The 25812-nt window shown below is 71.6% G+C and carries 25 protein-coding genes and 2 pseudogenes; 11 read left to right on the forward strand and 16 right to left on the reverse strand.

The window, feature by feature from the left end; genetic code table 11:
* Window positions 1-386 (reverse strand): annotated as a pseudogene (locus ACFFCN_RS08985) (ATP-dependent DNA ligase); the annotation flags it as partial.
* 44 nt (window positions 387-430) lie between these two features.
* Window positions 431-1447: a serine hydrolase gene (locus tag ACFFCN_RS08990; protein WP_375490832.1), complete on the reverse strand. Its 1017-nt coding sequence runs from the start codon at window positions 1445-1447 to the stop codon at window positions 431-433.
* A 156-nt stretch (window positions 1448-1603) separates the two neighbouring features.
* Here ACFFCN_RS08990 and ACFFCN_RS08995 point away from each other — a divergent pair, with 156 nt between their 5' ends.
* A complete protein-coding gene (locus tag ACFFCN_RS08995; RefSeq protein WP_375490834.1) occupies window positions 1604-2362 on the forward strand; it encodes an SGNH/GDSL hydrolase family protein in 759 nt (252 codons plus the stop codon).
* Window positions 2363-2379: 17 nt separating this feature from the next.
* Here ACFFCN_RS08995 and ACFFCN_RS09000 read toward each other — a convergent pair whose 3' ends face one another.
* Together ACFFCN_RS09000 and ACFFCN_RS09005 are read right to left on the reverse strand one after the other, a co-directional pair.
* On the reverse strand, window positions 2380-3870 hold the full coding sequence (locus ACFFCN_RS09000; RefSeq protein ID WP_375490836.1) for an MFS transporter: 1491 nt from the start codon (window positions 3868-3870) through the stop codon (window positions 2380-2382).
* Window positions 3867-4769 (reverse strand): SDR family oxidoreductase, encoded by a 903-nt coding sequence (locus ACFFCN_RS09005; protein ID WP_375490838.1) that lies wholly within the window; start codon window positions 4767-4769, stop codon window positions 3867-3869. Before ACFFCN_RS09005 ends, ACFFCN_RS09000 begins: the two co-directional genes overlap by 4 nt.
* A 104-nt stretch (window positions 4770-4873) precedes the next feature.
* On the opposite strand from ACFFCN_RS09005, the gene ACFFCN_RS09010 reads away from it, so the two are divergent.
* Window positions 4874-5458 (forward strand): TetR/AcrR family transcriptional regulator, encoded by a 585-nt coding sequence (locus ACFFCN_RS09010; protein WP_375490840.1) that lies wholly within the window; start codon window positions 4874-4876, stop codon window positions 5456-5458.
* Between the two features lie 9 nt (window positions 5459-5467).
* On the opposite strand, the gene ACFFCN_RS09015 is transcribed toward ACFFCN_RS09010, so the two are convergent.
* Complete coding sequence (locus ACFFCN_RS09015; RefSeq protein ID WP_375490842.1) at window positions 5468-5686, reverse strand: RNA-binding S4 domain-containing protein; 219 nt, start codon at window positions 5684-5686, stop codon at window positions 5468-5470.
* Between the two features lie 23 nt (window positions 5687-5709).
* Here ACFFCN_RS09015 and ACFFCN_RS09020 point away from each other — a divergent pair, with 23 nt between their 5' ends.
* Complete coding sequence (locus ACFFCN_RS09020; RefSeq protein ID WP_375490844.1) at window positions 5710-6729, forward strand: LLM class flavin-dependent oxidoreductase; 1020 nt, start codon at window positions 5710-5712, stop codon at window positions 6727-6729.
* 9 nt (window positions 6730-6738) lie between these two features.
* Here ACFFCN_RS09020 and ACFFCN_RS09025 read toward each other — a convergent pair whose 3' ends face one another.
* The 8 genes from ACFFCN_RS09025 to ACFFCN_RS09060 form a co-directional block, all read right to left on the reverse strand.
* The gene (locus ACFFCN_RS09025) at window positions 6739-7851 is read right to left on the reverse strand and encodes an esterase-like activity of phytase family protein (protein ID WP_375490846.1); all 1113 of its coding nucleotides are present in this window, start codon (window positions 7849-7851) and stop codon (window positions 6739-6741) included.
* Between the two features lie 115 nt (window positions 7852-7966).
* Entirely contained in the window at window positions 7967-8983 is a 1017-nt protein-coding gene (hpnH, locus tag ACFFCN_RS09030; RefSeq protein ID WP_375490848.1) for an adenosyl-hopene transferase HpnH, read from the reverse strand.
* On the reverse strand, window positions 8983-10485 hold the full coding sequence (gene ispH, locus ACFFCN_RS09035) for a 4-hydroxy-3-methylbut-2-enyl diphosphate reductase (RefSeq protein ID WP_375490850.1): 1503 nt from the start codon (window positions 10483-10485) through the stop codon (window positions 8983-8985). Before ispH ends, hpnH begins: the two co-directional genes overlap by 1 nt.
* Window positions 10482-12374, reverse strand: a complete 1893-nt coding sequence (gene shc / locus ACFFCN_RS09040) for a squalene--hopene cyclase (protein ID WP_375490852.1) — start codon at window positions 12372-12374, stop codon at window positions 10482-10484. Before shc ends, ispH begins: the two co-directional genes overlap by 4 nt.
* A gap of 29 nt (window positions 12375-12403) precedes the next feature.
* Entirely contained in the window at window positions 12404-13411 is a 1008-nt protein-coding gene (locus ACFFCN_RS09045) for a polyprenyl synthetase family protein (RefSeq protein WP_375490854.1), read from the reverse strand.
* Between the two features lie 5 nt (window positions 13412-13416).
* Window positions 13417-14778, reverse strand: coding sequence for a hydroxysqualene dehydroxylase HpnE (gene hpnE / locus ACFFCN_RS09050; protein ID WP_375490856.1), 1362 nt, complete (start codon window positions 14776-14778; stop codon window positions 13417-13419).
* Window positions 14775-15671 carry a phytoene/squalene synthase family protein gene (locus ACFFCN_RS09055; RefSeq protein ID WP_375490858.1) on the reverse strand — a complete coding sequence of 299 codons (897 nt, stop codon included), beginning with the start codon at window positions 15669-15671 and terminating at the stop codon, window positions 14775-14777. The genes hpnE and ACFFCN_RS09055 overlap by 4 nt, the downstream gene beginning before the upstream one ends.
* Window positions 15668-16570, reverse strand: a complete 903-nt coding sequence (locus tag ACFFCN_RS09060; protein ID WP_375490860.1) for a squalene/phytoene synthase family protein — start codon at window positions 16568-16570, stop codon at window positions 15668-15670. Before ACFFCN_RS09060 ends, ACFFCN_RS09055 begins: the two co-directional genes overlap by 4 nt.
* A gap of 163 nt (window positions 16571-16733) precedes the next feature.
* On the opposite strand from ACFFCN_RS09060, the gene ACFFCN_RS09065 reads away from it, so the two are divergent.
* The 5 genes from ACFFCN_RS09065 to ACFFCN_RS09085 all read left to right on the forward strand — a co-directional run bounded on the left by ACFFCN_RS09065 (window position 16734) and on the right by ACFFCN_RS09085 (window position 20444).
* On the forward strand, window positions 16734-18116 hold the full coding sequence (locus tag ACFFCN_RS09065; RefSeq protein ID WP_375490862.1) for an aspartate aminotransferase family protein: 1383 nt from the start codon (window positions 16734-16736) through the stop codon (window positions 18114-18116).
* On the forward strand, window positions 18113-19042 hold the full coding sequence (locus ACFFCN_RS09070) for a DMT family transporter (RefSeq protein ID WP_375490864.1): 930 nt from the start codon (window positions 18113-18115) through the stop codon (window positions 19040-19042). The genes ACFFCN_RS09065 and ACFFCN_RS09070 overlap by 4 nt, the downstream gene beginning before the upstream one ends.
* A 260-nt stretch (window positions 19043-19302) precedes the next feature.
* Entirely contained in the window at window positions 19303-19554 is a 252-nt protein-coding gene (locus tag ACFFCN_RS09075) for a hypothetical protein (protein ID WP_375490866.1), read from the forward strand.
* Between the two features lie 77 nt (window positions 19555-19631).
* Entirely contained in the window at window positions 19632-20066 is a 435-nt protein-coding gene (msrB, locus tag ACFFCN_RS09080) for a peptide-methionine (R)-S-oxide reductase MsrB (protein WP_375490868.1), read from the forward strand.
* A 42-nt stretch (window positions 20067-20108) separates the two neighbouring features.
* Window positions 20109-20444 carry a hypothetical protein gene (locus ACFFCN_RS09085; protein WP_375490870.1) on the forward strand — a complete coding sequence of 112 codons (336 nt, stop codon included), beginning with the start codon at window positions 20109-20111 and terminating at the stop codon, window positions 20442-20444.
* Window positions 20445-20449: 5 nt separating this feature from the next.
* Here the strand turns inward: ACFFCN_RS09085 and hemQ are convergent, their stop codons facing one another.
* The 3 genes from hemQ to hemE are packed head-to-tail and all read right to left on the reverse strand — an operon-like array spanning window position 20450 to window position 23609.
* The gene (gene hemQ / locus ACFFCN_RS09090; RefSeq protein WP_375490872.1) at window positions 20450-21148 is read right to left on the reverse strand and encodes a hydrogen peroxide-dependent heme synthase; all 699 of its coding nucleotides are present in this window, start codon (window positions 21146-21148) and stop codon (window positions 20450-20452) included.
* Window positions 21149-21153: 5 nt separating this feature from the next.
* Complete coding sequence (gene hemG, locus ACFFCN_RS09095; protein ID WP_375490874.1) at window positions 21154-22557, reverse strand: protoporphyrinogen oxidase; 1404 nt, start codon at window positions 22555-22557, stop codon at window positions 21154-21156.
* Window positions 22554-23609 carry a uroporphyrinogen decarboxylase gene (gene hemE / locus ACFFCN_RS09100; protein WP_375490876.1) on the reverse strand — a complete coding sequence of 352 codons (1056 nt, stop codon included), beginning with the start codon at window positions 23607-23609 and terminating at the stop codon, window positions 22554-22556. The genes hemG and hemE overlap by 4 nt, the downstream gene beginning before the upstream one ends.
* Window positions 23610-23735: 126 nt before the next feature.
* Between hemE and ACFFCN_RS09105 the strand changes: the two genes are divergently transcribed.
* The 3 genes and pseudogenes from ACFFCN_RS09105 to ACFFCN_RS09115 form a co-directional block, all read left to right on the forward strand.
* Complete coding sequence (locus ACFFCN_RS09105; protein WP_375490878.1) at window positions 23736-23954, forward strand: hypothetical protein; 219 nt, start codon at window positions 23736-23738, stop codon at window positions 23952-23954.
* 88 nt (window positions 23955-24042) lie between these two features.
* A complete protein-coding gene (locus tag ACFFCN_RS09110) occupies window positions 24043-24630 on the forward strand; it encodes a DUF3000 domain-containing protein (protein WP_375490880.1) in 588 nt (195 codons plus the stop codon).
* Window positions 24631-24847: 217 nt separating this feature from the next.
* Window positions 24848-25543, forward strand: a pseudogene (locus ACFFCN_RS09115) (HRDC domain-containing protein); the annotation flags it as partial.
* Window positions 25544-25812 lie beyond the last annotated feature (269 nt).

Raw genomic sequence — 25812 nt, forward strand, 5'->3', positions numbered from 1 at the left:
TGCTCGGTGTCCGCGCGCCGCGAGTGCCACGGGTGGAACTCCACCGTCGACATCTGCACGGCCCACGCCACCATCGCCGGGTGCGTCACGCACAGTTCGTCCGCGGTGCGACCGGACGGGAAACGCACCTCGACGGTCTCGACCCATTCGGGCGCGCCCTTGGGCAGCCGCTTCTGGTAGATCTTCTCGCCGTCGGTGCCCTCGGGGTAGCGGTGCAGCATGCACGGGCGCTCGCGCAGGGCGCGCACGATGCCGTCGGACACCGACAGGTAGTAGTTGACGAGGTCGAGCTTGGTCTCACCGCGCGCCGAGAAGTACACCCGCTGCGGGTTGCTGATCCGCACGGCGTACGGGCCGACCTGTACCTCCTCGGACGGCGTCGCCATGCTCGAACGCTAGCCCACCGCGCGGGGGCGAGCAGGTGCTGCGCTCACCCGACCGCTGCGGCAGCCGTGATCTTGGCCAACCGCTCGATCAGCTTGACCCCGGCTCCCATGGACGGCTGGTGCTGGGTGAAGACGGCCATGAGCAGCGTGCGTCCGGCCACCGGCACGATGCCGACACTCGTCACCGCCCACAGCCCGTCGTCGCGCTCACCCGCCGGGTTGCTGTTGTCGATGCTCAACCAGCCGTTCTTGTTGTAGAACGTGGCGCCCTTGCTCGCCGCGGCGCCGACGCCCCACCGCTGGTCCGGCTCGACGTTGGCCATCAGGTGCTTGGCGTAGGAGCGCGCCGACGCTGTCAGCGTGCCGGGCTTGACCAGCGCGGTCAGCACGGCCTGGAAGTCGCTCGCGCTGGTTGTGGTGAACGTCGGGTCGTTGCAGGGGATCTCGGTGTGCTTCATGTGCAGCCGGCTGGCCATGCTGTGCAGGCCACTGCATCCCGCGTCCTCGTACAGCGCGTACCCCGCGACGTTGTCGCTGTTCTCGATCATCCGCGTCGCCAGGCTGGCTTGCGAGCCGGACAGCGGACCGTGTGCGCGGCGTAGCAACGTTTCGAGGACGAAGAGTTTGTACACGCTCGCGGTGCGCATGCCGTGGGTCGCGCCGGTGGAAAACCGCCGGCCGCTCGCCAGGTCGGTGACGGCGACGGACACCGCTCCGGACGGTTGCTTCGCGGCGACCGCGGCGATCTGCTTGCGGGCCGTGGCCTGCTGAGCCGCGGACAGCACGGCATGCTGGGTCGAGGCCGACGGCTTCGGCGCACTCGACGACTTCGCCGCGGACGGGCTCGACGCCGGCGCGGGCGTGCTCGGCGCGGACGAGGCCGAGCTGGTGCTGCCGGCCATACTCGCGAACGGCCCGTGGCCGTTGGCGCCGAGCGCCGCCGCGGTACCGCCCAGCAGCACGAGGACACCGAGCACCGCCCCACCGAGCAGCAGACCGCGCCGCTGCGGCGCCGATCGGCGCTGTTGGGCCGGTCGACGGTGCCTGTGCAGGGAGCTCACGCGATCATTGTCGCGCGGCCGCCCCGATCGCGCCGCTCGAGCGGTTCTTCGGTGGCTCTGCGCACAATCGGGGCATATGCCGTAACGCAGGGCTGGTCGTGTGCAGCAATCCCCTACGGTCGCGTAGCCACCGCCGTCGGAGGCAGGATAGTTAGCGTGACTAACGAACTCGGCATCACGTCGTTCGTCGCACTCGGTGACAGCTTCACCGAGGGGCTGATGGACGTCCGCCCGGACGGCACGATGCGCGGCTGGGCCGACCGGCTCGCCGAGCGCCTCGCCCACGACGCACCCGGCTTCACCTACGCGAACCTCGCGGTCCGCGGACGGCTGCTGGAGCAGATCGTCGAGGACCAACTGCACCTCGCCATCGCCGCGGCGCCGGACCTCGTCGCGTTTTCGGCCGGCGGCAACGACATTCTGCGCGTCGGCAGCGACCCGGACGAGGTCGCCGCGCGGTACGAACAAGCGCTGGTCGGGCTGCTCGCCACCGGGGCGCGGGTGCTCGTGTTCACCGGCTTCGACGTCGGCGCCACGCCGGTGCTGCGGCTGGTCCGCGGCAAGATCGCCGTCTACAACGAGCACCTGCGCGTGCTGGCCGCGCGGCACGGCGCGGACGTGGTCGACCTGTGGGGTCTCACTCCCCTGCGCGACCGCCGCGCGTTCAGCCCGGACCGCCTGCATCTGTCCGGCGACGGGCACGAACGCGTCACCCGGCTGGTTGCACAGACGTTGGGCCTGCCGACCGCCGACCCGTTCGAGCCGTGGCCGAACGACGCTGTCGCCGCAGCGACCCGGCACGACGACATCGTGTGGGCGCGCGAGCACTTCCTGCCGTGGGTCAGCCGGCACCTGCGTGGCCGCTCGAGCGGCGACGGTCTCGAGCCAAAACGCCCGGACCTCGCGGGCCTCTGACCGACTGCCGGTGCCGGTTAGGCCGCGCGGCGCCCGCGCAGCGCACCGACCACCACGAGTGCGCCGGCGACGAGCGTGACCACGCCGGCCACACGCAGTGCCGTGACCGCGCCGTCGGTGAACGCGCCGACGATCGCGGCGTGCCGGCCCGGCGCGACGGCCAGCGCCTGCCCCGCGGTACGCAGCGCCGGCAAGTGCGCGGCCAGCACGGCGGGCAGGTGCCGGACGAAGATCGCCGCCAGAACCGTCCCCACCACGGCGATGCCGAGCGCGCTGCCCATCTCGCGCGTCGCCGCCTGCAGGCCACCCGCGACCCCGGCCTGCGCAGCGGGCATGGCGCCGGTCAGCTCGGCGGTCAGCGTCGGCAGGGCCAGCACGAAGCCGACACCGACGACGAGCAGCCAGCAGGCGTATTCCACGTAGGAGTCGCGTGCCGTCCAGGCCAGGCCGAACAGCCCGACGCCGATCGCCGCGAACGCGATCGTCAACGTCACCGGGATGCCGATGCGTGCCACCAACGACGGCACGAGTCGCGCACCGACGAGAATGGGCGTGGCCAGCGGCAGGATCGCCACGCCGCTGAGCAGCACCGAGTAGCCGCGGCCGTACTGCAGCAGCGAGGCGTTGAGGTAGAACAGCCCGAAGCTGCCGAAGAACGTCACGAGCATCCCTAGGCTCGCGCTCGCGACCGCCGGGATGCGGAACAGCTGCGGGTCGAGCAACGGGTGCCGCGTGCGGAGTTCGGCGACGACCCAGGTGACGGACAGCGCGACGCCCAACGCGAACGCGGTGACCACGAGCGCACTGCCCCAACCGCGTTCCGGGCCCTCGATGATGCCGGCGAGCAGGGCAACCGACGCGGCCACGAGCAGCCCGGTGCCGAGCGGGTCGAGGCTGCGCTCGTGCCGAGTACTGCGCGCGACGGACACACCGACCCACACCACGCAGCTCAGCGCGAGCGGCACCACGGCGGCGAACAGCACCCGCCAGGAGCCGCTGGTCAACAACGCACCACCGATGGTGTTGCCCACCACGCCACCCATGCCGGAGACCGCGCCCCACACCGCCAGGTTTCGCTTGCGACGTTCGGGCGCACTGGCGTGCACGAGCACACCGACGCAGTTGGGCAACACCAGCGCGGCTCCGATGCCGGTGACGACCCGTCCCGCGAGCAGGACGCCCACATCCGGTGCGACGGCGCTCAGCCCGGCGCCGACCGTGAAGGTCAGCAGGCCCGTCAGCAGCGCACCCTTGCGGCCGAAGCGGTCGCCGGCCGCGCCACCGGGGATGACCAGACAGGCGAACACGATCACGTACGCGTCGACGATCCACAGCAGTTGCGAGGCCCCGGGGTGCAGCGTGCTGGCCGAGAGCATGGGCACCGCGATGTTGATCGCGGCCACCAACCCCATCACCAGCAGCGTGCACGCGCACATGCAGGCGAGCACCGCACCCGCCCGTTGCTGGCCGGCGTCCGGCGACGGGAGGCGCTCCTGCAGTTCGGTCACGAGGCCACCGAGCCGTAGGACCCGGCCAGGATGTCCTCGACGAGGCCCGGGCCGGTCGGGGCCCAGTCGAGGAGCTGCTGGGTGCGCTCGCTGGAGGCCGTCAGCGTCTGGGCGAAGAAGTCGCCGACGATGCCGAAGTGGTTGTCGGCGGCAGCCGGGTCGACCGAGGCCACCGGCAACCCGAGCGCCGTGCCGAGTGCCTCGGCGATCGCGCGCGTGGTGATTGCCTGTTCGGCCACGGCGTGCAGGCGTACCCCGGCCGGTGCCTGTTCCACGCCCAGCCGGATCAGTCGGGCGGCGTCGGTGCGGTGCACCGCGGACCACTCGGTCGAGCCGTCGCCCACGTAGCCGGACACGCCTCGCTCGCGGGCGGCGGCGGCGAGGAAGGCAAGGAAACCCCAGTCGCCGGCGCCGTGGACCGAGGGCGCGAACCGCAGGCCGATGCCGCGTACTCCGCGCGCGACGGCGTCCAGGGTCAGGTTCTCGCTGCCGCCGCGATCTGCGGTCGGACCCACCTCGGGCGAGGCGTCGGTCTCGACCACGGGCCGACCCGAGACGATGCCGGTGAGGCCGTTGGCGACGAGAAAGGCGCGGTCGGTGCCGGCCAGTTCGTCGAGCATCGTCTCGACAGCGGCACGCTCGGCGCGATCGGATTCGGCCGGATTGCCCCAATCGTGCTTGTTCGCGAGGTGCACGACGGCCTCGGCATCGCGCGCACCCCGGCGCAACGAGTCCAGGTCGTCGAGGTCACCGCGCAGCGCGGTGGCGCCCTTGTCGGCGAGCGCCGCGGCCGACTCCTGCGAGCGGGCCAGTCCGGTGACGGCATGGCCGTGGGCCAGCAACTCGTCCACCGTGGCGGACCCGATCCAGCCGGTCGCCCCTGTGACGAAGACCTGCATGGCGAACTCCTTTCGAGACACGGTGACAACCCTTACGAGTCATCATGTCTTGAAACATAGCACAGTTACGAGTCATTGTGTCTTGGAACAGGTACAGTGGCCGCATGGGCGATGTGGGGAACAAGGGCGGCCGCCCGCGTAGTGAGCAGGCGCGCGCGGCTGTGCTGCATGCCGTCGACGACCTGCTGGTCGAGGTCGGCTACGCGGCGATGACGATGAAGGGCATCGCTGAACGGGCCGGCGTGGGCCGGCAGACCGTCTACCGGTGGTGGTCGACCAAGGCGGAGATCCTGTTCGAGGCAAGCATGTACGACGCCGGACACGAGCTGTCGGTCCCGGCCTGGGGCGATGCGCTCCGGCAGGTCACCGAGTACCTCCTCGCTCTCACGCGTTTCCTCACCACGTCGGACGCCGGGGCCGCATACCGGGCGCTGGTGGCGGCGGCGCAGCAGGACGCCGCGGTCGCCGAGCTCATCGCGAGCAAGGACATCCTCGGTGACAGCGCGCGCGTCGTGCTCGGGCGCGTGGCCGCCGAGCGGCCGCTGCCCGTGTCACTGGCGCAGGCCACGGCGTCACTCGTCGGGCCGACGTTCTACTGGATCTTGAGTGGTCGCGATCCCCGCGAGCTGCGCCCGGCCGAGCTGGCGAAGACCTTCCTGGCCGACCTCGACGCGCGCACCCCGGCGTAGCGGTTCGGCTCAGCCCACCCGCACCGCGATGGACCCGACGGCTACGACGTCGCCACGCACCAACTGCCGGCCGCGACGCGTCTCGGCTTCGCCGTTCACCGTTATGTCGCCCTGCGCGAGCAACGCCTTGGCATCGCCGCCGGCGTCGACCAGGTCGGCGAGCTTGAGGAACTGGCCGAGCCTTATCGAGTCGTCGCGGATCGTCACGGTGCGCGCGTCGCCGGCCATGCGGGCGACCATAGGCTGACGCGGTGCCTGATGCATCGCGGCCCCTGCGCAAGCTCGGCTTCCTCACCATCGGCCTTTTCGACCCGGCCGATCCGGGCGCCGGGCACGAGTCGACGCTGCAGGTGATCGAGCTCGGTGAGCGGCTGGGTTTCGACAGCGCGTGGCTGCGGCACCGGCACCTGCAGTACGGCATCTCGTCGCCGGTGGCGGTGCTGGCCGCGGCGTCGCAACGCACGTCGCGCATCGAGCTGGGCACCGCGGTGACGCCGCTCGGCTGGGAGAACCCGCTGCGGTTGGCCGAGGACCTCGCCACCGTCGACGTGCTGCTGGGCGGCCGGCTCAACCCGGGCATCAGCGTCGGGCCGCCGATGCATTGGGATCGCGTGCGCGACGCCGTCTACCCCGACACCGCCGACGTCGAGGACTTCACCTACCGGCGCGTCGAACGACTGCTCGGCTTCCTGCGCGGCGAGCCGGCGACGACGTTCGCCGGCACCGAGGGCATCGAGGTCTTCAGCGATCGCGTCGAGCCGCACTCCCCCGGCCTGGCCGCGCGCACCTGGTACGGCGGCGCGAGCCTGCGCTCGGCGCAGTGGGCCGGCGAGCACGAGATGAATTTCCTGACCAGCAGCGTCGTCAAGGCCGAGGAGTCGACCGACTTCGAGCAGGTGCAGCTCTCGCACGTCCGCACGTTCCGCGCCCACCACCCGGCCGGCGAGCAGGCGCGGGTGTCGCAAGGTCTGGTCGTGATCCCGACGGACGGCGCCTCTGCGGACCAGCGGGCGAAGTACGAGCAGTATGCGCAGTCACGGCTTGCGCGGACCGCCGAGCCGCAGGGCCCCGCGCGGATGATGTTCGCGCCGGACATCGTCGGCACGTCCGAACAGATCGCTGAGCGGCTGCACGCGCACGCGGCATTCCGCGAGGTCGACGAGGTGGCGTTCGCCTTGCCGTTCAGCTTCGCCCACGACGACTACGTGCAGATTCTCAACGACATGGCGATGCACCTCGGGCCCGCCCTCGGCTGGTCGCCGACCGCGTGATCGGGCCGGTCACCGGCGCGGGACGCGGACCTCGAGATCGAGCAGCCTGGTCGTCTGCGTCGGGCTGAAATTGTCGTCGCTGATCAGCGTGACGCCGTAGCTGCGCGGGCCGAAGCTGCCGGTCACCGCCATGCCCTCGAAGTTGTCCAGCAGCGGGTTGGCCTGCGTCTCCTTCGCCGGGGCACCGAGCGTCGGGCACTGCACGAGATCCGCGACCAGCGTCTTGTGCACGATGTCGCGGGCCGGCGCGGCCGAAAGATTCGGCACCGCGGACACGTCGCGAGCGGCGCCGATGCCGTGCACGACGAACAACTTCACCTCGTTGCCGGTCGCCGCCGCATAGGACGCCTCCTCGACGAACATCGAGTCCGCCGAGTACGCCGCCACCTCGGGAATGCGGTGGCCCGGATCGGTGCGGTAGCCGAGCTGCGTGATCAGCTGCCACGTGCCGTGGCGACCGGCGCGGTAGACGAGCATGCGGTGGTACGTGTCGTCGCCTGCCGCGGACGTGTCGCCGGAGAGCGCGCCCTCCATCGACGCGATGACCTCTCGACCGCCGGGCGCGACGGTCAGGCCCTCGAGCGTCGCGTTCGACGTTGCCTCGCCGGCGGGCGTGCTTCCCGTGACGGCGAATCGCGCCGGCACCGGCAGTGACGACTGCTGTACGCCGTTGCGGCCGTAGATGCGGATCGACGGTTCGGTCTCGGAGCTGACGATGTAGTCGCCGTCCGGCAGCACGCCCAGGCCTTCGTTGTCCGAGTCCTCGCCGTTGTAGGGCGTGCCGTCGGGGCGGCGCAGCACCAGGGGCGCCCCGACGACGTGCGGCGAGCCGAGGTCGCGGTAGAACCACAACCGCGCGGGGTCGGTGCCGTTGTTGTCGACCGCCGAGACGTAGGCATGCGCGCGGCTGTCGTAGGCGATCGACGACAGCCCGCCGAGCGTCGCCCCGTTGCTCGTGTACTTGTCCAGCGCGTCGCTGTACGCGAGCGCGCGGGCCGACGGCGGGCAGGCGTTTCCTCCGGCTCTACTCGGCGCCGACCGGCCGGCGTGTGCCGGGGCCGGGGCCACCGCCCCCAGCATCAGCGCGGCGAACGTGGCAGCAACGACGGCGCAGCGGGTCATACGCGTAGTTTGCCCCGTTCAGGTGGCCACTCGGCGTCGCACTGCTGAACGGGTCCTGCTGCGCCGGCCGGGTCATGACCCGGCCGGCGCGTCTAGATCGCAGACGCGCGAACGCTCAGCCCTGCTCGCGCATCGCGCGCAGGCCCTCCTTCAGCGATCCCATCGTGGCGAGCACCGCGGTCGGCTCGTAGCCGCAGTGCGCCATGCAGTTGTTGCAACGCTCATCGCGTCCGCGCCCGTACTTGGACCAGTCAGTGGTCTCGACGAGCTCCTTGTACGTCTTCACGTACCCGTCGGCCATCAGGTAGCACGGCCGCTGCCAACCGAGCAGCGAGTAGGACGGGATGCCCCAGGCCGTGCACTGGTAGTCGACCTTGCCCTCGAGGAAGTCGAGGAACAGTGGGCTGTGGTTGAGCCGCCACCGCTTGCGGTTGTCGCCCGCGAACGCTTTCTTGAACAGCTCGCGGGTCTCGGTGACACCCAGGAAGTGGTCCTGGTCCGGCGCCTTCTCGTAGGCGTACGCCGGCGACAGCATCATCGAGTCGACCTTGATGTCGTCGTTGAGGAAGTTCAACACGTCGATGATGTTCTGCGGCGTGTCGTTGCTGAAGAACGTCGAGTTGGTGGTGACCCGGAAACCCTTGGCCTTCAGGAACTTGATCGCCTCGATGGCCTCGTCGAACACGCCCTCCTTGGACACCGACTCGTCGTGCCGCTCGCGCAGGCCGTCGATGTGGATCGCGAAGGACAGGAACTGCGACGGCTTGAGGTCGAAGCGGTCGAACCGCTTGCGGATCAGCTCGGCGTTGGTGCACAGCACCACGTAGATCTTGCGCTTGATCAACTCATTGATCATGACGTCGATCTGCGGGTGCATGAACGGCTCGCCGCCGGCGATCGAGACCACCGGCGCGCCGGCCTCCTCGACCGCAGCAATGGCCTGCTCGACCGGCATGCGTTGGCGCAGGATCTCGTGCGGGTGCTGGATCTTGCCGCAGCCCGCGCACGCGAGGTTGCAGGCGAACAGCGGCTCCAACTCCACGACGAGCGGGAACTTGTCGCGCCGCTTGATGTAGCGCTGACTGAAGGCGTACCAGCCGATTCGCGCGGCCTGACGGATGGGAACTGCCATTATCCTGCGACCTCCTTCGGGAGGGTGAACATGATTTTCTCGTCGGCAACTGTTCGCTCGACGACCTCGACACCGCCGATGGCGCGCAACGTGCCGACGACCTCGTCCACGAGGTGCGGCGGCGCGGACGCTCCCGCGGTGAGTCCAATGGTGCTCGCCCCGGCGAGCCACTCGGGCCGCAGCCCGGTGGCGTCGTCGACCAGATGGGCGCGTGCGCCTGACCGCTCGGCGACCTCGACGAGGCGCTGGGAGTTCGACGAGTTCGTCGACCCCAGGACGACGACGACGTCGGATTCCGCGGCGATCGCCTGAACGGCGTGCTGCCGGTTCGTGGTGGCGTAGCAGATGTCGTCGGAGGCAGACGACTCGATGCCCGGGAAACGCCGGCGCAGGACGTCGATCGTGTCAGCGGCGTCGTCGGCGGCCAACGTCGTCTGCATGACGTAGGCGACGCGGTCACCGTCGCGCAGCTCGAGCGCTTCGGCGTCGGCGGCGTTCTGCACCAGGTGGATGCGTTCGGGCGCCTCGCCCATCGTGCCCTCGGTCTCGTCGTGACCCTCGTGACCGATAAGGACGACGGCGTCGCCGCGGCTGGCGAAGCGGCGGGCCTCGACGTGCACCTTGGCCACCAACGGGCAGGTGGCGTCGATGACGGTGAGATCGCGTCGGGCCGCCTCGGTGCGGACCGCGGGCGAGACACCGTGCGCGGAGAACACGAGCGTGGTGCCGTCGGGCACCTCGTCGAGCTCGTCGACGAACACCGCCCCCTGCGCCTCGAGATCGCGCACGACGTGCGCGTTGTGCACGATCTGGCGCCGAACGTAGATCGGCCGCGGAAAGCGCTGCAAGGCCGTCTCGACGATGTCGATCGCGCGGTCGACGCCGGCGCAGAACGAGCGCGGACCGGCGAGCACGACCTTGCGCGGACGGACCAGCTCGGCCCACTGCACGAGCGCCGGCCCCAGGTTGTGCAGCACACCCAGCGCCCACGCGCCGGCCGGCACCGTGCGCAGGCTGGCGAGCCGGCCGTACGCGGGGTCGACGATCACCCGGACCACAGCGGTCGGCCGGCCGTCCGCCGCGCGCACCAGTGCCGCGGATTCGAGGTCGACCGCGAGCGCCCCGGTGGCAGCGAGCCGTTCACGTTCGGCGCGGTCGTCGACGATGTGCTCACTGCAGTGGACCGGGCCGCTGTGCACCCGGAAGCCCTGGGCGCGCAGCGCGGCCACCAGCGGCGCCGCACCGCGCAGCAACGTGCGGCCGTGGGCGTCGCGGACCTCGTCGGCGACCACGATGTCGCCGGAGCGGATGGCGGGGTCGAGTCCTCCGGCGACGCCGGCGATCACGACCGCGGACGGGTCTCGCTGCCCGAGTTGCTCGCCCCAGCGGATGGCCCGGGCTGCGCCCATGCCGCAGCGGACGAGCTCCGCGCCCGACACCTGCCCGGCGAGCGCGGTGTATTCGCTGCGCAGCGCGGCAATGACCAGCGGTGGGCCGCTCATACGTCACCCGTAACGGCCGCGAAGTACCGGCCCAGCGCGCTGACCGGGAACACGATCCGGTACATCTCGTAGCTGAGGTAGAAGTCGCCGGGGAAGCCGGTCGCGGTGTAGAGATCCTCGTCCCAGCCACCGTCGGCCCGCTGGTCGTCCACCAGCCAGGCGATGCCGCGTTCGACCGCGGACGTGAACGGGTCGACGGCCAGCAGCGCCAACAGCGCCCACGCCGTCTGCGACGGTGTGGATTCGCCACGGCCTCGCCAACTGTCGTCGACGTAGGACCGCAGGTCCTCACCCCAGCCGCCGTCGTCGTTCTGATGCGCCGTGAGCCACTCGACGGCACGGGTGACCGGCGCGCTGTCGACCGGCACGCCGGCCGCGATCAACGCGGGCAGCACCGCGCCGACGCCGTAGACATAGTTGGCGCCCCACCGGCCGAACCAGGAACCGTCCGGCTCCTGCGCGCGCAGGAGCCACTCGACACCGCGGCGGGTCGACTCGTGCTCGGCCAGGCCGCACTGCGCGAGCATCTCCACGACATGGGCGGTGACGTCGGCGGACGGCGGGTCGATGACCGCGCCGAAGTCGCTGAACGGGATCTTCTCCACCAGCCGGCGGGTGTTGTCGGCGTCGAACGCTCCCCAGCCGCCGTCCTTGGACTGCATGCCGACCAGCCAGGCAATGCCGCGGTCGACCGCCGCCTTGACCTCGGGACGGTCCTCCTGGACGCGATGCAGCGCGAGCACGACCTCGGCGGTGTCGTCGGTGTCCGGGTAGCCGTCGTTGGCGAACTCGAACGCCCAGCCGCCGGGCTCGAGGCCAGGCCGCGCGTGGGACCAGTCGCCGTGGACGGTGATCTCCTCGGCCAGCAGCCAGTCGATGGCCTTGTCGAGCATCGGGTCGTCGTCGCGCATACCGGTGTCGAGCAGCGCGGTGGCGGCCAGGCAGGTGTCCCACACCGGGGACTGGCACGCCTCGAGCCAGCGGACCGGGCCGTCCGGCGTGTTCTCGCGGACGAGAAAACCCTCCAGCCCGTCGATCGCCGCTTTGACCGCGGGGTGGTCCAGCGGGTAGCCGAGCAGGTGCAGGGCGAGGATCGAGTACACCCACGGCGGCTGAATGCCGCCCCAGCCACCGTCGGCCTCCTGTCGGGCGAGGATCCATTCGGCGGCGCGACGGAACGCGTGCTCGCGGCCGGGATTGACCGGCAGCGCGTCATACATCTTGAAGGCGCGGTCGAGCAGGTTGAACGCGGCGGGGATGAGGCCCGACTTCGACTTCGGGCGAGCCCCGGTACGCAGCTCGTCCAGGGTGAAGGGCAACGGGCGCACCGGGCGCAGGGTGGCGACGACGGTGATGGGGACGACCGACTGCCGCGCCCAGCAGGCCCAGTCGTAGACGTTGAGCGGCATCCACTTGGGCAGCAGCACGAATTCCGGAGCCATGGACGGCAGGTCGTCCCAGGACCATTCGCCGAACAGCGCGAGCCAGATCCGGGTGAACACGCGGGTGGCCTCGAGGCCGCCCTCGGCGAGGACGAATCGGCGCGCCGCGACCATGTGCGGGGCGTCGGTGTCGTCGCCGGCCAACCGCAACGCCGCGTAGGCCTCGGTTGTCACCGACACGTCGCCGGGACCGCCGGTGAACGTGGCCCAGGTGCCGTCGGCGCGCTGCTGGGAGCGGATCCACCGCGCCGTCTGCTCGACCTCATCGGCGCGCAGGATGCCCAGGAATCGCCGCAGGAGCAGGTCCTCGGCGTCCATCGTGACGTTCGTACGCAGCTGGCCCTTCCACCAGCCGGCGGGCGCCTGACGAGCCCGCAGGTGCTCCTGCGCGCTCTCGATCGACTCGCCGACGGCATCGTCCAGGGCCGTCTCGCTCGCTGTCGTCACGTTGTCCTCTCAGTACGCACTTATCAACGCTAACTGGCCCGGCGTACGAGATATGCCGCCATTGCCGCAAATCCGTCCCCGGCGTGTCGCGGCAGGCCGGCCCCGGCCAGCGCGTCACCTGCCTGGCCGACCAGTTTCTCGGCCTCGGCGCTCGTCCACGCGATACCGCCGGCGTCGCGGATGAGCCGGGCGCCGCGGGCAACCTGCTCGTCGGTCTCCGGCGGCCCGTCGGCGAGCAGCGCGGCGAGTTCGCGTGAGGCGTCGCCGCCGTCGGCGAGGGCGGCCACGACCGGGACGCTGCGCTTGCCTGCCCGCAGATCGGACGACGCCGACTTGCCGGTCACGGCAGGGTCGCCGACGATCCCGAGCACGTCGTCGACGAGCTGGAAGGCGAGCCCCACGAGCCGGCCGTACTCGGCGAGGCCGTCGACCATCTCGCTCGGTGCACCCGCGGCCAGCGCACCGATCGACGCCGCACACGAGATCAGCGCCGCCGTCTTGCCGCCCTCCATGTGCAGCACCTCGTCGAGCGCCGCGTCAGCGCGCCGTTCCAGCGCGAGATCCTCGGACTGGCCGCTGATCAGCCGCTGGACGGTGTGCATCAACGACGGCAGCACGACCTCGGTGTGCCGGCCGTCGCGCAGGACGGTCTCGATGGCCGCCGTCAGCATGGCGTTGCCGGCGAGAATCGCCTGGCCGTCACCGAAGACGACCCAACCGGTCGGCCGGTGCCGGCGTTCGACGTCGCGATCCATGATGTCGTCGTGCAGCAGCGAGAAGTTGTGCACGAGTTCGACGGCGACGCCGGCCGCGACGCCGGCCGGCTCGTCGCCGGCCGCCTGCGCCGACAAGACCGCCAATGCCGGGCGGACGGCCTTGCCGCCGCCGGCCTCGACCGGGTGCTGCTCGGCGTCCCACCAGCCGAGCTGGTAGCCGGCGATCAACCGCATCCGCGGGTCCTCGATCGCCTCGACGGCACCGCGCATCGCCGGGAGCACGAGTGTGCGTGCCCGGCCGATGATCTCGGAAACGTCCATGGTCGTCATGCTGCGAACCCCAGGTGAGCCGGCGCGTGTTGCCCGAGCAGCGACTGCGCCGCCGCCACTCCGCTGCGCACCGCGCCCTCCATCGTGTCGGGCCAGCCCGTCGCCGTCCATGCCCCGGCCAGCCGCACCCCGTCCAGACCTGGGTCCGGCGTGGGTCGGAGCGCGGCGCTGCCGACCTGCTGACGGAAGGTCGCGTGCCGCTCGCGAGTGACGAATGCGTCCAGGACCGTGGCGCGCCGGGCCGCCGGCAACAGCCGGGCCAGTGCCTGGGTGAACTGCGCGGTGAGCTCTTTGCTCGCGACGTCGACGATCGCGTCGGCGGCGGACACCGTGACGGCGAGGTACTGCGCGCCGGGGATGGTCCGTGCCACTCCGGAGGACGCGGTGCGGTCGAACACCCACTGCACCGGTGAGTCGACGGCAGCAGCGAACGGCAGATCGGTGACGGCGCGGTTGTAGACGACGTGCACGTTGACGATGGGCGCGGTGCCCAGTTGCTCCGCGCGACCCGCCGCGGTGCCGCGCAGCGCGGGCGCGAGGTCGAACAGCACCCGCGGCGGCACGGCGAGCACGACGCCGTCACTCGCCAGCTGCTGCACCCCGCGCCTGCTGCGCACCCGCAACACGTTTCCCGCAGAGAGTTGCTCAACCCGGTGGTTGACCAATACCTCGACGCCGTGCCGTTCCAACGCTGCGCGGGCGCGGGTGCCGTGCAATTCGCCGAGCGGCACGGTGGCGTAGCCGACGTCGGCCGCCCCGGCGTGGTCGAGCAGGCCGGTGCGGAACACCTTCGCGGCGAGCGCGAGCGAGGCGTCGTCCGGTGCGAGGTTGAGCGTGGCGGTGGCGACGATGCCCCACAGCCGCTCGATCAACGCCTCCGACTGGCCGTTGCGGCGCAGGAACGCGCCGAGGCTGTGTTGATCGAGCGCCGGGTCGGCGGGGTCGAGCATGCGCAGGGCCAGCGCTGCGCGGGTGGCGCGCAGCCGGTCGGCGGCGCCGAGCACGCCGTACGTGGCGAGCGCCGCGGTCAGGTGCGCCGGCGCCGGCACGTGCGGCGTCCGACGCAGGTGCGCCACCCGCCCGTCCGCCGCCAGCACCGGGATGTCCAGGTGTGGCTGCAGCAGCGTGCTGCTCGTGCCACTGATGCGCTCAAGCAGCCAGCGGTAGGCAGCGCAGCAGCGCAGGAAGACGTGCTGGCCGTTGTCGATCGTCAGCTCGCCGCGGCGGAAGGAGAACGCTGCGCCGCCGAGCCGCGGCCGGCCCTCGAGCAGCGTGACCTCGCGGCCGGCTTCGGCGAGCCGCAACGCGGCGGCGATGCCGGCCAGTCCCCCGCCGACGACGACGGTCCGCTCACTCATCGACGACCTGCCAAGGCCCTGGCCGCCACGCGTAGCTTGTCACCGGTCGGCAGCGACAGCCGGCCGCGCATGACCTGCGCCGGGTCGGCCGCGATGCGCTGCAGCAACTCGTGATAGATGCCGGCCATCGCCGCGCAGCACGCACCGCTGCGCCGGTCCAGGACGTCGAGGAGCTTCAGCCCGCGGTCGTAGTAGCCCCACGCCCGAGCCGCCTCGAAGCGGATCAACTCGGCGAGCGCCCCGCCCTGCGGGTCGAGCTCACCGTTCGGCAACGTGCGGATCTCGCAGCCGAACAGCGCGAGATCCTGCTTGGGCAGGTAAACGCGGCCGATGCCGAGGTCCTCGCGGATGTCGCGCAGGATGTTGGTCAGCTGCAGGGCGACGCCGAGGTCGTCGGCGATGGCTGCGTACTCGGCGAAGCCCTGGGCGCCTGCGGTGCGCTCGAGGTCCGGGGCGAACACGCCGAGCGAGAGCCTGCCGATCGACCCGGCGACGCACCGGCAGTAGGTGACCAAGTCGTCGAGCGTGTCGTAAGTGCGACCGGTGACGTCCATCTCGCAGCCGTCGACGAGATCGCCGAAGGCGGCCAGCGGGATGGGCAGGCGCCGAGCAGCATCGGCGAGCGCTACCAGCACCGGGTCGTCCGGGTGTTCGTCCGGGGCGAGCGCCGCAGCGCGCGCCTGCGCCAACAGCTCGGTCTTGCGTGCGGCGTCGAGTGGGCCGTCGCCGATGTCGTCGACGCGTCGCGCCAGGGCGTACACCGCCGACAACGCCGTGCGCTTCGGTGCCGGCAGCAGCCGGATCCCCCAGGAGAAGTTCCGCGCCTGCTCGCGGGTGATGCGCTCGCACTCGGCGTACGCCGCTGCGACATCGATGGCGGGCGGCGCGGTCACGGCCGCCTCGTCAGCAGCCGGGCGGTGTGCGCGGCGGTGGCGACCTTGCCGGGCCCGAGATCGCGGCCGAGCACGTCGTAGTGTGCCGCCGTGAGCGCGTCGGCGGTAGCTGAGCCGCCGGCGACGAAGCCGGCGACCGCGAAGCGCGCCCACCCGCGCAGCCGGCCCACCAGCGGGGCGCCGTCGCGCAGCATCGCCCGCGCACGCTCGACGTGGTCGGCCACCACGAGACGAACCGGACCGGGCGTTCGGGTGCCGGTGAGCGCATCCGGCAGAAGGTCGCGCGCCAGCCCGGCGGCCTGCAACTGGTCGGCCGACAGGTAGACCCGGCCGGCCCGCGCGTCCTCGCGGACGTCCTGGCAGTGCTCGAGCACCTGCAGCGCGGCGCACACGGCGTCCGAGTCCGCGACGTTGCGCGGCGTGGCGGACCCGGCAAGATGCAGCACGATCCGCCCGACCGGTGCGGCGGACAGTGCGCAGTAGCCCAGGAGATCGTCGAAGGTCGCATAGCGGTGGACGCGCTGGTCCACGACGTTGGCCTCGACGAGGTCGGCGAACGGCTGCAGCGGCACTCCTGCGTCGAACACCGGCGCAAGGTCGCGCACGGGCTCGAGACCGGACGTCTCGCCGCGATGCTGCGCGTCCAGCTCGGTACGCACGATGCCCAGCAGCGCGGCCCGGTCGCCCTCGGCCTCGTCGCCCACGTCGTCGACGAACCGCGCGAACGCGTAGACGCGGACGAGCTGCCTGCGGGCGCGCCGGGGCAGCACCCGCAGCGCCACCGGGAAGTTCTCGGCGTGCATCTGGCCGAGTGCGCCGACCGCGACCTGGTCGAGCGTCGCGCGGTCGCCGGACGACGCGCTGTCGCGCGACCCGCCCGAGCCGTCCCCCGAGTGCACAGCAAACAAGTTAGCCAAACTAACGAACCTCCGTGGTCGGGTATATCAGACCAGTACACGCGCGCCGCGCCGCGACGGCGCAGCTGCTGTGTGGCGTGGGTCCACTAGTTTTGACGACATCCGACCCGAACCCCGGTTCGGACGACGTACCAGCGAGGCTGCGATGGGCGACCGGTTCGACCTCGACGAGGTGCTCCGCGCCCGCGGGCCGGAGCGCTACGAGCTGCATCGGCAACTGCTCAACCCCCAGCTGCCGCGCATGTTGCATGCGATCGGGTTCGACAAGATCTATACCCGGGCCGAAGGCGCCTACCTCTTCGACGAGCAGGGCGCGGACTACCTCGACATGCTCGCCGGGTTCGGCGTGTTCGCGCTGGGGCGCCATCACCCCGAGATCCGGCAGGCGTTGCACGACGTGCTCGACGCCGGCTTGGCCGACCTCACCCAGTTCGACGCGCCGCCGCTGGCCGGCCCGCTGGCCGAGAAACTGCTGGCCCACGCGCCGCACCTCGACCGCGTCTACTTCGGCAACAGCGGCACCGAGGCCGTCGAATCGGCGCTGAAGTTCGCGCGCTACGCCACCAAGCGCAAGCGCATCCTGTACTGCAGCAATGCGTTCCACGGACTCACGACCGGTTCGTTGTCGGTCAACGGGGCCGACTCGTTCCGCAAGGGTTTCGGCCCGCTGTTGCCGGACACCGCCGTACCGCTGGGCGACCTCGACGCACTCGAGCGCGAGCTGCGCCGCGGCAACGTGGCCGGCCTGCTGGTCGAGCCGATCCAGGGCAAGGGGGTGGCCGTCGCGCCTCCCGGCTACCTGGCTCGTGCGCAGCAGCTGCTGCACGAGCACGGCGCGTTGCTGATCGCCGACGAGGTGCAGTGCGGCATGGCGCGCACCGGCGACTTCTTCGCCTATCAGCACGAGCCCGACGTGCGCCCGGACCTCGTCGCCGTCGCCAAGGCGTTGTCCGGTGGGTACGTGCCGGTCGGGGCCACGCTCGGCACCGATGCGATCTTCGGCAAGGTGTACTCGTCGATGGATCGCGTGCTGGTGCACGATTCGACGTTCGGCTCCAACGCGCAGGCGATGGCCGCCGGCCTCGCGACCCTGCACGTGCTCGAGCGGGACGCGGTTGCCGACAACGCACGGGCCATGGGCGAGCTGCTGATTTCGCGGCTGCGCGAGTTGCTCGGCCGGTACGAGCTGCTCGGCGACATCCGCGGCCGCGGGCTGATGATCGGCATCGAGTTCCGCCGACCGGACTCGCCCCGGCTGCGGGCGAAGTGGACCGCGCTGCAGCTGGCCCGCAAGGGCATGTTCGCGCAGACCGTGGTGCACGCGCTCTTCCACCGGCACCGCATCCTCACCCAGGTGTCCGGCGACCACATCGAGGTCATCAAGCTCATCCCGCCGCTGATCATCGGCGAGGCCGAGGTCGACCGGTTCGTCGCCGCGTTCACCGACGTGCTCGACGATGCGCACAACGGCAACAGCCTGACGTGGGACTTCGGCCGCACGCTCGTCCGGCAGGCGCGCAGCCGGTGACCCTGCAGAACCTGCTCAGCTACGTGCTCGCTGCGCTGGCCGCGGGCGGCAACGCGCTGGCCAATGTCATGCAGCGCAAGGCCGGCCTCGAGGAGCCCCAGGACCGGCCGTTCGGGCCGCGGTTGCTGCTCGATCTCGTGCAGAGCCGCACCTGGCTGATCGGCTTCGGCGGTCTCGTCGCGTCCTTCGTGCTGCAGGCGGTGGCGCTCGGCTTCGGCCAGCTGTCCGCCGTCGAACCGATCATCACGCTCGAGGTCCCGTTGACGCTGCTGGCCGCGTCGCGGGTCTTCGGCAGCCGGCTCGGCCGCCCGGAGTGGAACGGCATCCTGGTGATGACCGCGGGGATGATCGTGTTGGTCGCCATCCTCGCGCCGCGCGCCGGCGACGAGACCAACGTGTCCAACTTCGACTATCTGGCCGCGGGCGGCGGCACCGCGGCGACGATCGTCGTCCTGATCATCGCCGGCCAGCACAAGAATGTCGTTTGGCGTACGGGCTGCCTCGGCGCCGCCGCCGGCACCAGCTTCGGCCTTACCGCGACCATGATCAAGGAGACGATCTCGCGCGGCGACAAGGACGGCCTGCTCGGCGTGGTCACGACCTGGCAGACGTACGTCGCGATCGGCTTCGGCGTGCTCGGGCTCGTCCTCGTGCAGTGGGCGCTGCACGTCGGCCCGCTGCTCGCCGCGCAGCCGGGGTTCACGCTGATGGATCCGCTCGTCTCGATCCTGTGGGGCGTGCTCGTGTTCGACGAGACGACGCGCAGCGGATTCTGGCTGATCCCCGCGACGCTCGGCGCCATGGCCGTCGGGTACGGCGTGTTCCTGCTCGCGCACTCCCCCGTGCTGGCCGCGCTCGCCGAGAACGGCGACGAGTCGGCGCTGCACCCGAACGTCGAACAACAACCGGCGCCGGCTGCCGGCTAGCTCACCCGGGGACCGCCGGTGGTGGCGGAGGGGTGGGGTGCTCGCCTCGCGCATACCGGCTCGGCGGGGTCATGTCGGGCTTCTCGCTGCCGTCGTACCAGCTGGCGCGCCGCCGGTCCTTGCCCGGAAACAATCGCTCGCGCAGTCGGACGCGCCGCCCGGGGGCTGCGCCGGCTGATCTGTTCGCCATGAGCCGCTCCGTCCTCTCGCCATCCCCAAGATCGTCCCACGGCTCGGGACGAGATGGCTAGGCTGACCGTGTGTGGACGCTCGATCGGGACGACGGCGAGTTCGAGCCGCGTCGCGCGCCCTATGTCGACGGCGCGTGGGGGCGCACTGCCAACCCGAACACCGTCGACGGCGAGCTGCAGAACATGGCGGCGTTCGGATCCGGGCTCAGCCGGATGTCCGCGCCGCGGCGCGCGGCCGCCAAGGCCGTGGTCTGGCTCATCCTGATCGGCGTCGCGCTGACGATCGTGTTCGGTGCCATCGACATCTTCCGCGCCTGGTGACGCCTCGCGCCGGCGGCGGAACAGCCGGCCGCCGGCCCGTGTTGAGATGGATGAACCACCAGTAGGGAGAGCCGCACATGAGTCGCACGAAGGATCTGCCGCCCGCCACCGTCACCAAGACCGACGAGCAGTGGCGCCAGGAACTGAGCCCGCAGGAGTACGACGTGCTGCGCAAGGCCGGCACCGAGCGGGCGTTCACCGGCGAGTACACCGACAATCACCGCTTCGGCGTGTACCGCTGCCGCGCGTGCGGCACGGAGCTGTTCCGTAGCGAGCACAAGTTCGACTCGCACTGCGGGTGGCCGAGCTTCTTCACCCCACTCGCGGGCGACAACGTCATCGAGCGCACCGACCGCAGCTGGGGCATGGCACGCACCGAGGTGTTGTGCGCCAACTGCCACAGCCACCTGGGCCACGTCTTCGCCGGCGAGGGCTACGACACCCCGACCGACCAGCGGTACTGCATCAACTCGATCTCCCTCACCTTCGATGAGGAGCCGGCCGCCGGCTGATGCGATAGCGTCCCGCCACCGACGACCCGGGAGGGCACCGCGATGGCCGACAAGCAGGACGCAGCGTTACTGATCCAGATCGCCCAGTGGGGCACCGCGATGGGGCTGGAGCAGGCCACCATCGCGCTGCTGTCCGACGACTTCAACCCCGACACCGCGAACGCCACGGACCGCAACGTCTCGACCGTGCTGATGTTCGGTGAGACGCTCGGCACGCTGACCAAGAACGGTCTGCTCGACACCGCGCTCGTGCTCGACTGGCTGTGGGCCGCGGGCATCTGGTCGCGGGTAGCGCCTGCCGCATTGCGGGAGCGCGAACGGCACGGCATGGCCGGCCTGTACGAGAACTTCGAGGCGCTGGCCGCCCAGCAGTCCTGATCGGACTACGGCAGCGCGTCGACCAGGTCGGCCAATGCCCGGCGCCGCCCGGTGTAGAACGGCACCTCCTCGCGGACGTGCCGGCGGGCGCCGGACGCACGCAGGTGCCGCATGAGATCGACGATGCGGTCGAGCTCGTCCGCCTCGAAGGCGAGGATCCACTCGTAGTCGCCGAGCGAGAACGACGCGACGGTGTTGGCGCGAACGTCCGGGTAGCCGCGGGCCATCTTGCCGTGCTCGGCGAGCAGCGCGCGCCGGTCCTCGTCCGGCAGCAGGTACCACTCGTAGGAACGCACGAACGGGTAGACGCTCACCCAGTCCCGCGCGTGCTCGTCTGCGAGGAACGCCGGGACGTGGCTCTTGTTGAACTCGGCCGGCCGGTGCAGGGCCATGTTCGACCACACCGGCTCCAGATGCGTCCCGAGCCGGGTGCGGCGCAACTGCGCGTAGGCGTGCTGCAACGCATCCGCGCTCGGCGCGTGCCACCACACCATCAGCTCCGCGTCGGCGCGCAGACCGGCGACGTCGTACACGCCGCGAACGGTGACGTCGTGCTCGGCCGCGAGCTGCGCGAACAGCTCGTCGACCTCGGTGGCGAGCTTGCCGCGGTCGCCCTCACCCAGCGACGTGTGGACCTTGAACACCGACCACGCGGTGTAGCGGATGACGTCGTTGAGCTCGCGTGCTGCCTTGCCGTCGACCATGTCGTTCAGTGTCCTCGCCCGGTCGACAGCGCGGCCACCCGGTCGGCGGCCGCGCGACCGGACGCAATGCACGCAGGGATGCCGACACCGTCGTACGCCGCGCCGCACACCGCCAGCCCGGGTACGGCCGCGACGGCGGCCCGGATGCGCGCCACCCGCGCGACGTGCCCTACGCCGTACTGCGGCAGCGCGCCGCCCCAGCGCGTCACGAGAGTGTCGAGCGGCCGCGCCGCAACACCGAGCAACGGCCGCAGCTCTCGGTGCACCAGGTTCGTGAGGTCTGCGTCGTCGAAACGCAGCGCCTCGGGCTCGCCGTGCCGGCCGACGGATGCCCGGACCAACACGGGAGCCTCCCCCAGCGGCCACTTCTGCGAGGTGATCGTCACCGCCTTGGTCGCCAACCGTTCACCGCTACCGACCAACAGACCGCTGCCGGGCGGCAGGTCCAGCCCAGGGCCGAACGCGAACGTGACGATCGCGACGCCGGCGCTGTCGATGTCGCCGAGTTCTGCGGCTGCGGTCGGGCTGACGTCGCGCAGCAGCCGAGAAGCTTTTGCCGCCGGCGCCGCAACGATCACCGCGTCCGCCGTCACCCGCTCGGGCTCGGGCACGGCGCCGCAGGTCAGCACGTACCCGTCGGCGGTGCGCTCGATCGCCCGGACGGAGACACCGGTGCGCACCGTGAACCGCCCGGTGGCGGCCAGCCGCTCCGGCAACCGGCCGAGCCCGCCGCGCAGGCTGGTGAATACCGGCCCGGCGCCGGGCGCGCGGGTGCCGGCGCCGACCATCGTGCGGGCGGTGTTGATCAGCGAGCCGCCGTCCGCGAGCCGGGCCGCGAGCGCGGGCAGCGTCGCCTGCACCGACAGCTCGTCCGCACGGCCGGCGTAGACGCCGCCGAGCAACGGATCGACGAGCCGGTCGGCGATCTCCCCCGTCAATCGCGAGCGGACCAGCGAACCCACCGAGACGTCCTCGGTCAGCGGCGCGAGCGGTGCCAGCGCGGGTTCGGCGTCGATGGCGGCCAGCGCGTCGGCGGACAGCACCCCGGCCGCCCGGGTGGCGTCGGCGTCCGTCGGGATGCCCATGAGCGTGCGTGCCGGCAGCGGATGGTTCGTGCCGGCCGCGCGCAGCGACGCGCTCGTCGTCATCGGCGCGATCCGCTGCTCGGCGAGACCGAGGTCGGTCAGCAGCTCGACACCCTCCGGCCGGGTCGCGAGCATCGCCTCCGCGCCGACGTCCACCTCGACGCCGCCGACCTCGGCGGTGCGCAACTTGCCGCCCACCTGCGCAGCTGCCTCGAGGACCACGACGGACGCCCCCTGCCCGGCGGCGTACCAGGCGGCGGCGAGGCCGGCGATGCCGCCGCCCACCACGACCACGCGTGGCGGCGTCTGGTGCGCCGACGTCACGGCTCGAGCGCGTGCACGAGTTCGACGATGCGGGTCAGCACCTGCGGGTCCGTGTCCGGCGGCACGCCGTGCCCGAGGTTGAAGATGTGCCCGGATGCGCCGCGGCCCTGCTCGACGATGCGCCGCACGGCGGCGTCGATCACCGGCCAGCCCGCGCCCAGCAGTGCCGGGTCGAGGTTGCCCTGCACCACGGCACCCGGCCCCAGCCGGCGGGCGGCCTCGTCCAGCGGCACCCGCCAGTCGACGCCGACGACGTCCGCGCCGGCCGCCCGCATCGCCGGAAGCAATTCGCCGGTGTTGACGCCGAAATGGATGCGCGGCACGCGACCCGCCAGTGGCTCGAGCACCGCGCGGCTGTGCGGCAACGCGAACTCGGTGTAGTCGGCGAGCGACAACGCGCCCGCCCACGAGTCGAACAGCTGCACGGTCTGCACGCCGGCGTCGATCTGCACCGTCAGGTAGGCGCGCGCGATCTCGGCGAGCCGGCCGGCCAGGCGGTGCCACAGCTGCGGTTCGGCGTGCATGAACGCCTTGGTCAGGGCGTGATCCCTCGACGGGCCGCCCTCGACGAGGTAGCTGGCGAGCGTGAACGGTGCACCGGCGAAGCCGATGAGCGGTGTGCCGCCCAGCTCACGCACCAACCCACGTACGGCGTCGGCGACGTACGGCACGTCGCCGGCGTCCAGGACACGCAGCCGGTCGATGTCGGCCGCTGTCCGGATCGGCTTGTCGATCACCGGCCCGACGCCCGCGACGATGTCGATGCCGACGCCGGTCGCCACCAGCGGCAGCACGATGTCGGAGAAGAGGATCGCCGCGTCGACGCCGTGCCGGCGCACCGGCTGCAGGGTGATCTCGGTGATCAGTTCGGGCGACCGGCAGGCGTCGAGCATCGTCGTCCCGGCACGCACTGCGCGGTACTCGGGCAGCGAGCGGCCGGCCTGGCGCATGAACCAGACCGGCGGGTAGGGCCCCGGCCGGCCGGTGGCCGCGCGGACGAGCAGCGGGGTCGGCGATTCGGCGGTCTCGCGGGACGGCGGCGAAGCAGACATCACTGCCCATCGTCGCACGTGTGTTCGGCGCGCCTGACGCCGATCCGGAGCAGTCGTGGCACCGTCTCAGCTGTGCCGTCGGTGCATATTCGCCGCCGGTAGAGGTACGGGAAGGAGCTGACGGGCATGGCCGAGGAGTTCGAGCTGTTGTTCTGTCCCCAATGCCAGCACGAGGCGCTCGCCGAAGCGCCGCCATGTGCGGACGGTCACGGCGATGCCTGCCCCGACCGCGCCTGTGTCGACTGCGGCACGGCGCTGCTCGTCGACGCTCCGTTGTTCGATCTGATTGCCGGCCGGAGCCTTCGCACGCCCGGCTCGACCGCTCGTGGCGCCCATGCGGCTTGATCCCGGCGCGGGCCCCGTTCGCCCGTTGTCCGCTGCCCCGCCCGTCCCGGCCGTGCCCCGGCCGGCCCGACCGAACGGCGAGACGAACATGGCACAGACCCAGACCCCGCCGGCATCCGTGAGTGCCGGCGGCGACGCACCGGATGTCTTCCGCCTCGCCGTGCACAACCTTTCCGCGGCGCAGGTGCGCCGTGAGGTGCGGCTCGAGCCGCTGCGGCCGCCGCAACGGCTGGCTCCGTACAGCTACGCGCTCAGCGCCGACGTCCTCGACCCGGACGGCAACGAACTGGCCACCGGCCGGCTGGTGCTGCTGCACGACCCGGACGGGCACGAGGCGTGGGACGGCGTCCTGCGTCTGGTCGGCTACGCCTCGGCCGACCTGGACGAGCAGATGGGTGTGGACCCGTTGCTGCCCACGGTCGGCTGGAGCTGGCTGACCGGGGCACTGGACGAGCGCGACGCCGCGTACCGCGCCGCCGGCGGCACCGTCACACAGACCACCTCCACCCGCTTCGGCGACGTCCACGGGCCGAGCACGACGGTCGCACTCGAGCTGCGCGCCTCATGGACCGCTGACAACCCGCAGCTCGAGGCCCACCTGCTCGCATTCGTCGACCTGCTGTGCACCGCGGCTGGCCTGCCTCCCGAAGGCATCTCCGCACTGCCGCGCAGCTGACGTGCCCGACGTCTCCCCGCTGGACGGGGACGCGGGCGACGAGCGTCCGACCTCTGAGGGCGCACCCGACGAACCGGCCGCGGACGAGGTCGGCGCCGAGAATCCGGGGCCGTCGGTCGAGCTGCTGCGCGAGCCGCGCGACGGCGTTCCCGAGCCGCTGGTCGACGCCGATCGCCTCGCCCGTCTGGCGCAGGGGCTGACCAACGGGCGCGGGCCGGTGGCGCTCGACGCCGAACGCGCCTCCGGCTACCGCTACAGCCAGCGCGCCTACCTCGTGCAGCTGCGCCGCGCCGGCGTCGGCAGCGCGCTGATCGATCCGATCGCGCTGCCCGATCTGTCGAGCATCGACGCCGCGATCGGCGACGCCGAGTGGATCCTGCACGCCGCCAACCAGGACCTGCCCTGCCTGGCCGAGCTCGGCATGCGCCCGCGCCGGCTCTTCGACACCGAGCTCGCCGGCCGGTTGTTGGGCGAGGAACGCGTCGCCCTGGGCACGATGGTCGAACAACATCTCGGGGTGGGCCTGGAGAAGGGTCACTCGGCCGCCGACTGGTCCACCCGTCCGCTGCCCTACGACTGGCTGGTCTACGCCACGCTGGACGTCGAGCTGCTCGTCGACCTGCGCGACAAACTCGCCGCCGAACTCGACGCCGCCGGCAAACTCGACTGGGCGATGCAGGAGTTCGAGGCCGTCCGCCTCGCCCCGCCAGCCCCGCCGCGCACCGATCCGTGGCGGCGTACGTCTGGCATCCACAAGGTGCGCGACCGGCACGCGCTGGCGCGGGGGCGCGAACGGTGGCTCACCCGCGAGGCGTACGCCGTTGAGCGCGACGTCGCGCCGGGCCGCGTGCTGCCCGACGCCGCGCTCGTCAACGCTGCGCGCACGAACCCGAAATCGGCCCGCGACCTCGCTGCCCTGCCCGTCTTCGGCGGCCCGCGCCAGCGGCGCCAGCTCGACCGGTGGTTCGGCGCGCTGACCAGGGCCCGCGAGCTGCCCGACGACGAGCTGCCGCCGGTCACCGCGGGCACCGGCGACGGCATGCCCGCGACGTCGCGCTGGCGCGCTACAACAGCCGGTACAACAGCGCCAACCAGTACTACCGGACGCCGCTGGCCTTCGGTGAAGACATCGACTACGTCTACGCCGGCCCGGGTATCGCTGTCCGCTCGTGGGGCATGCTG

This window comes from uncultured Jatrophihabitans sp., assembly GCF_964246335.1.
GTDB lineage: Bacteria > Actinomycetota > Actinomycetes > Mycobacteriales > Jatrophihabitantaceae > Jatrophihabitans.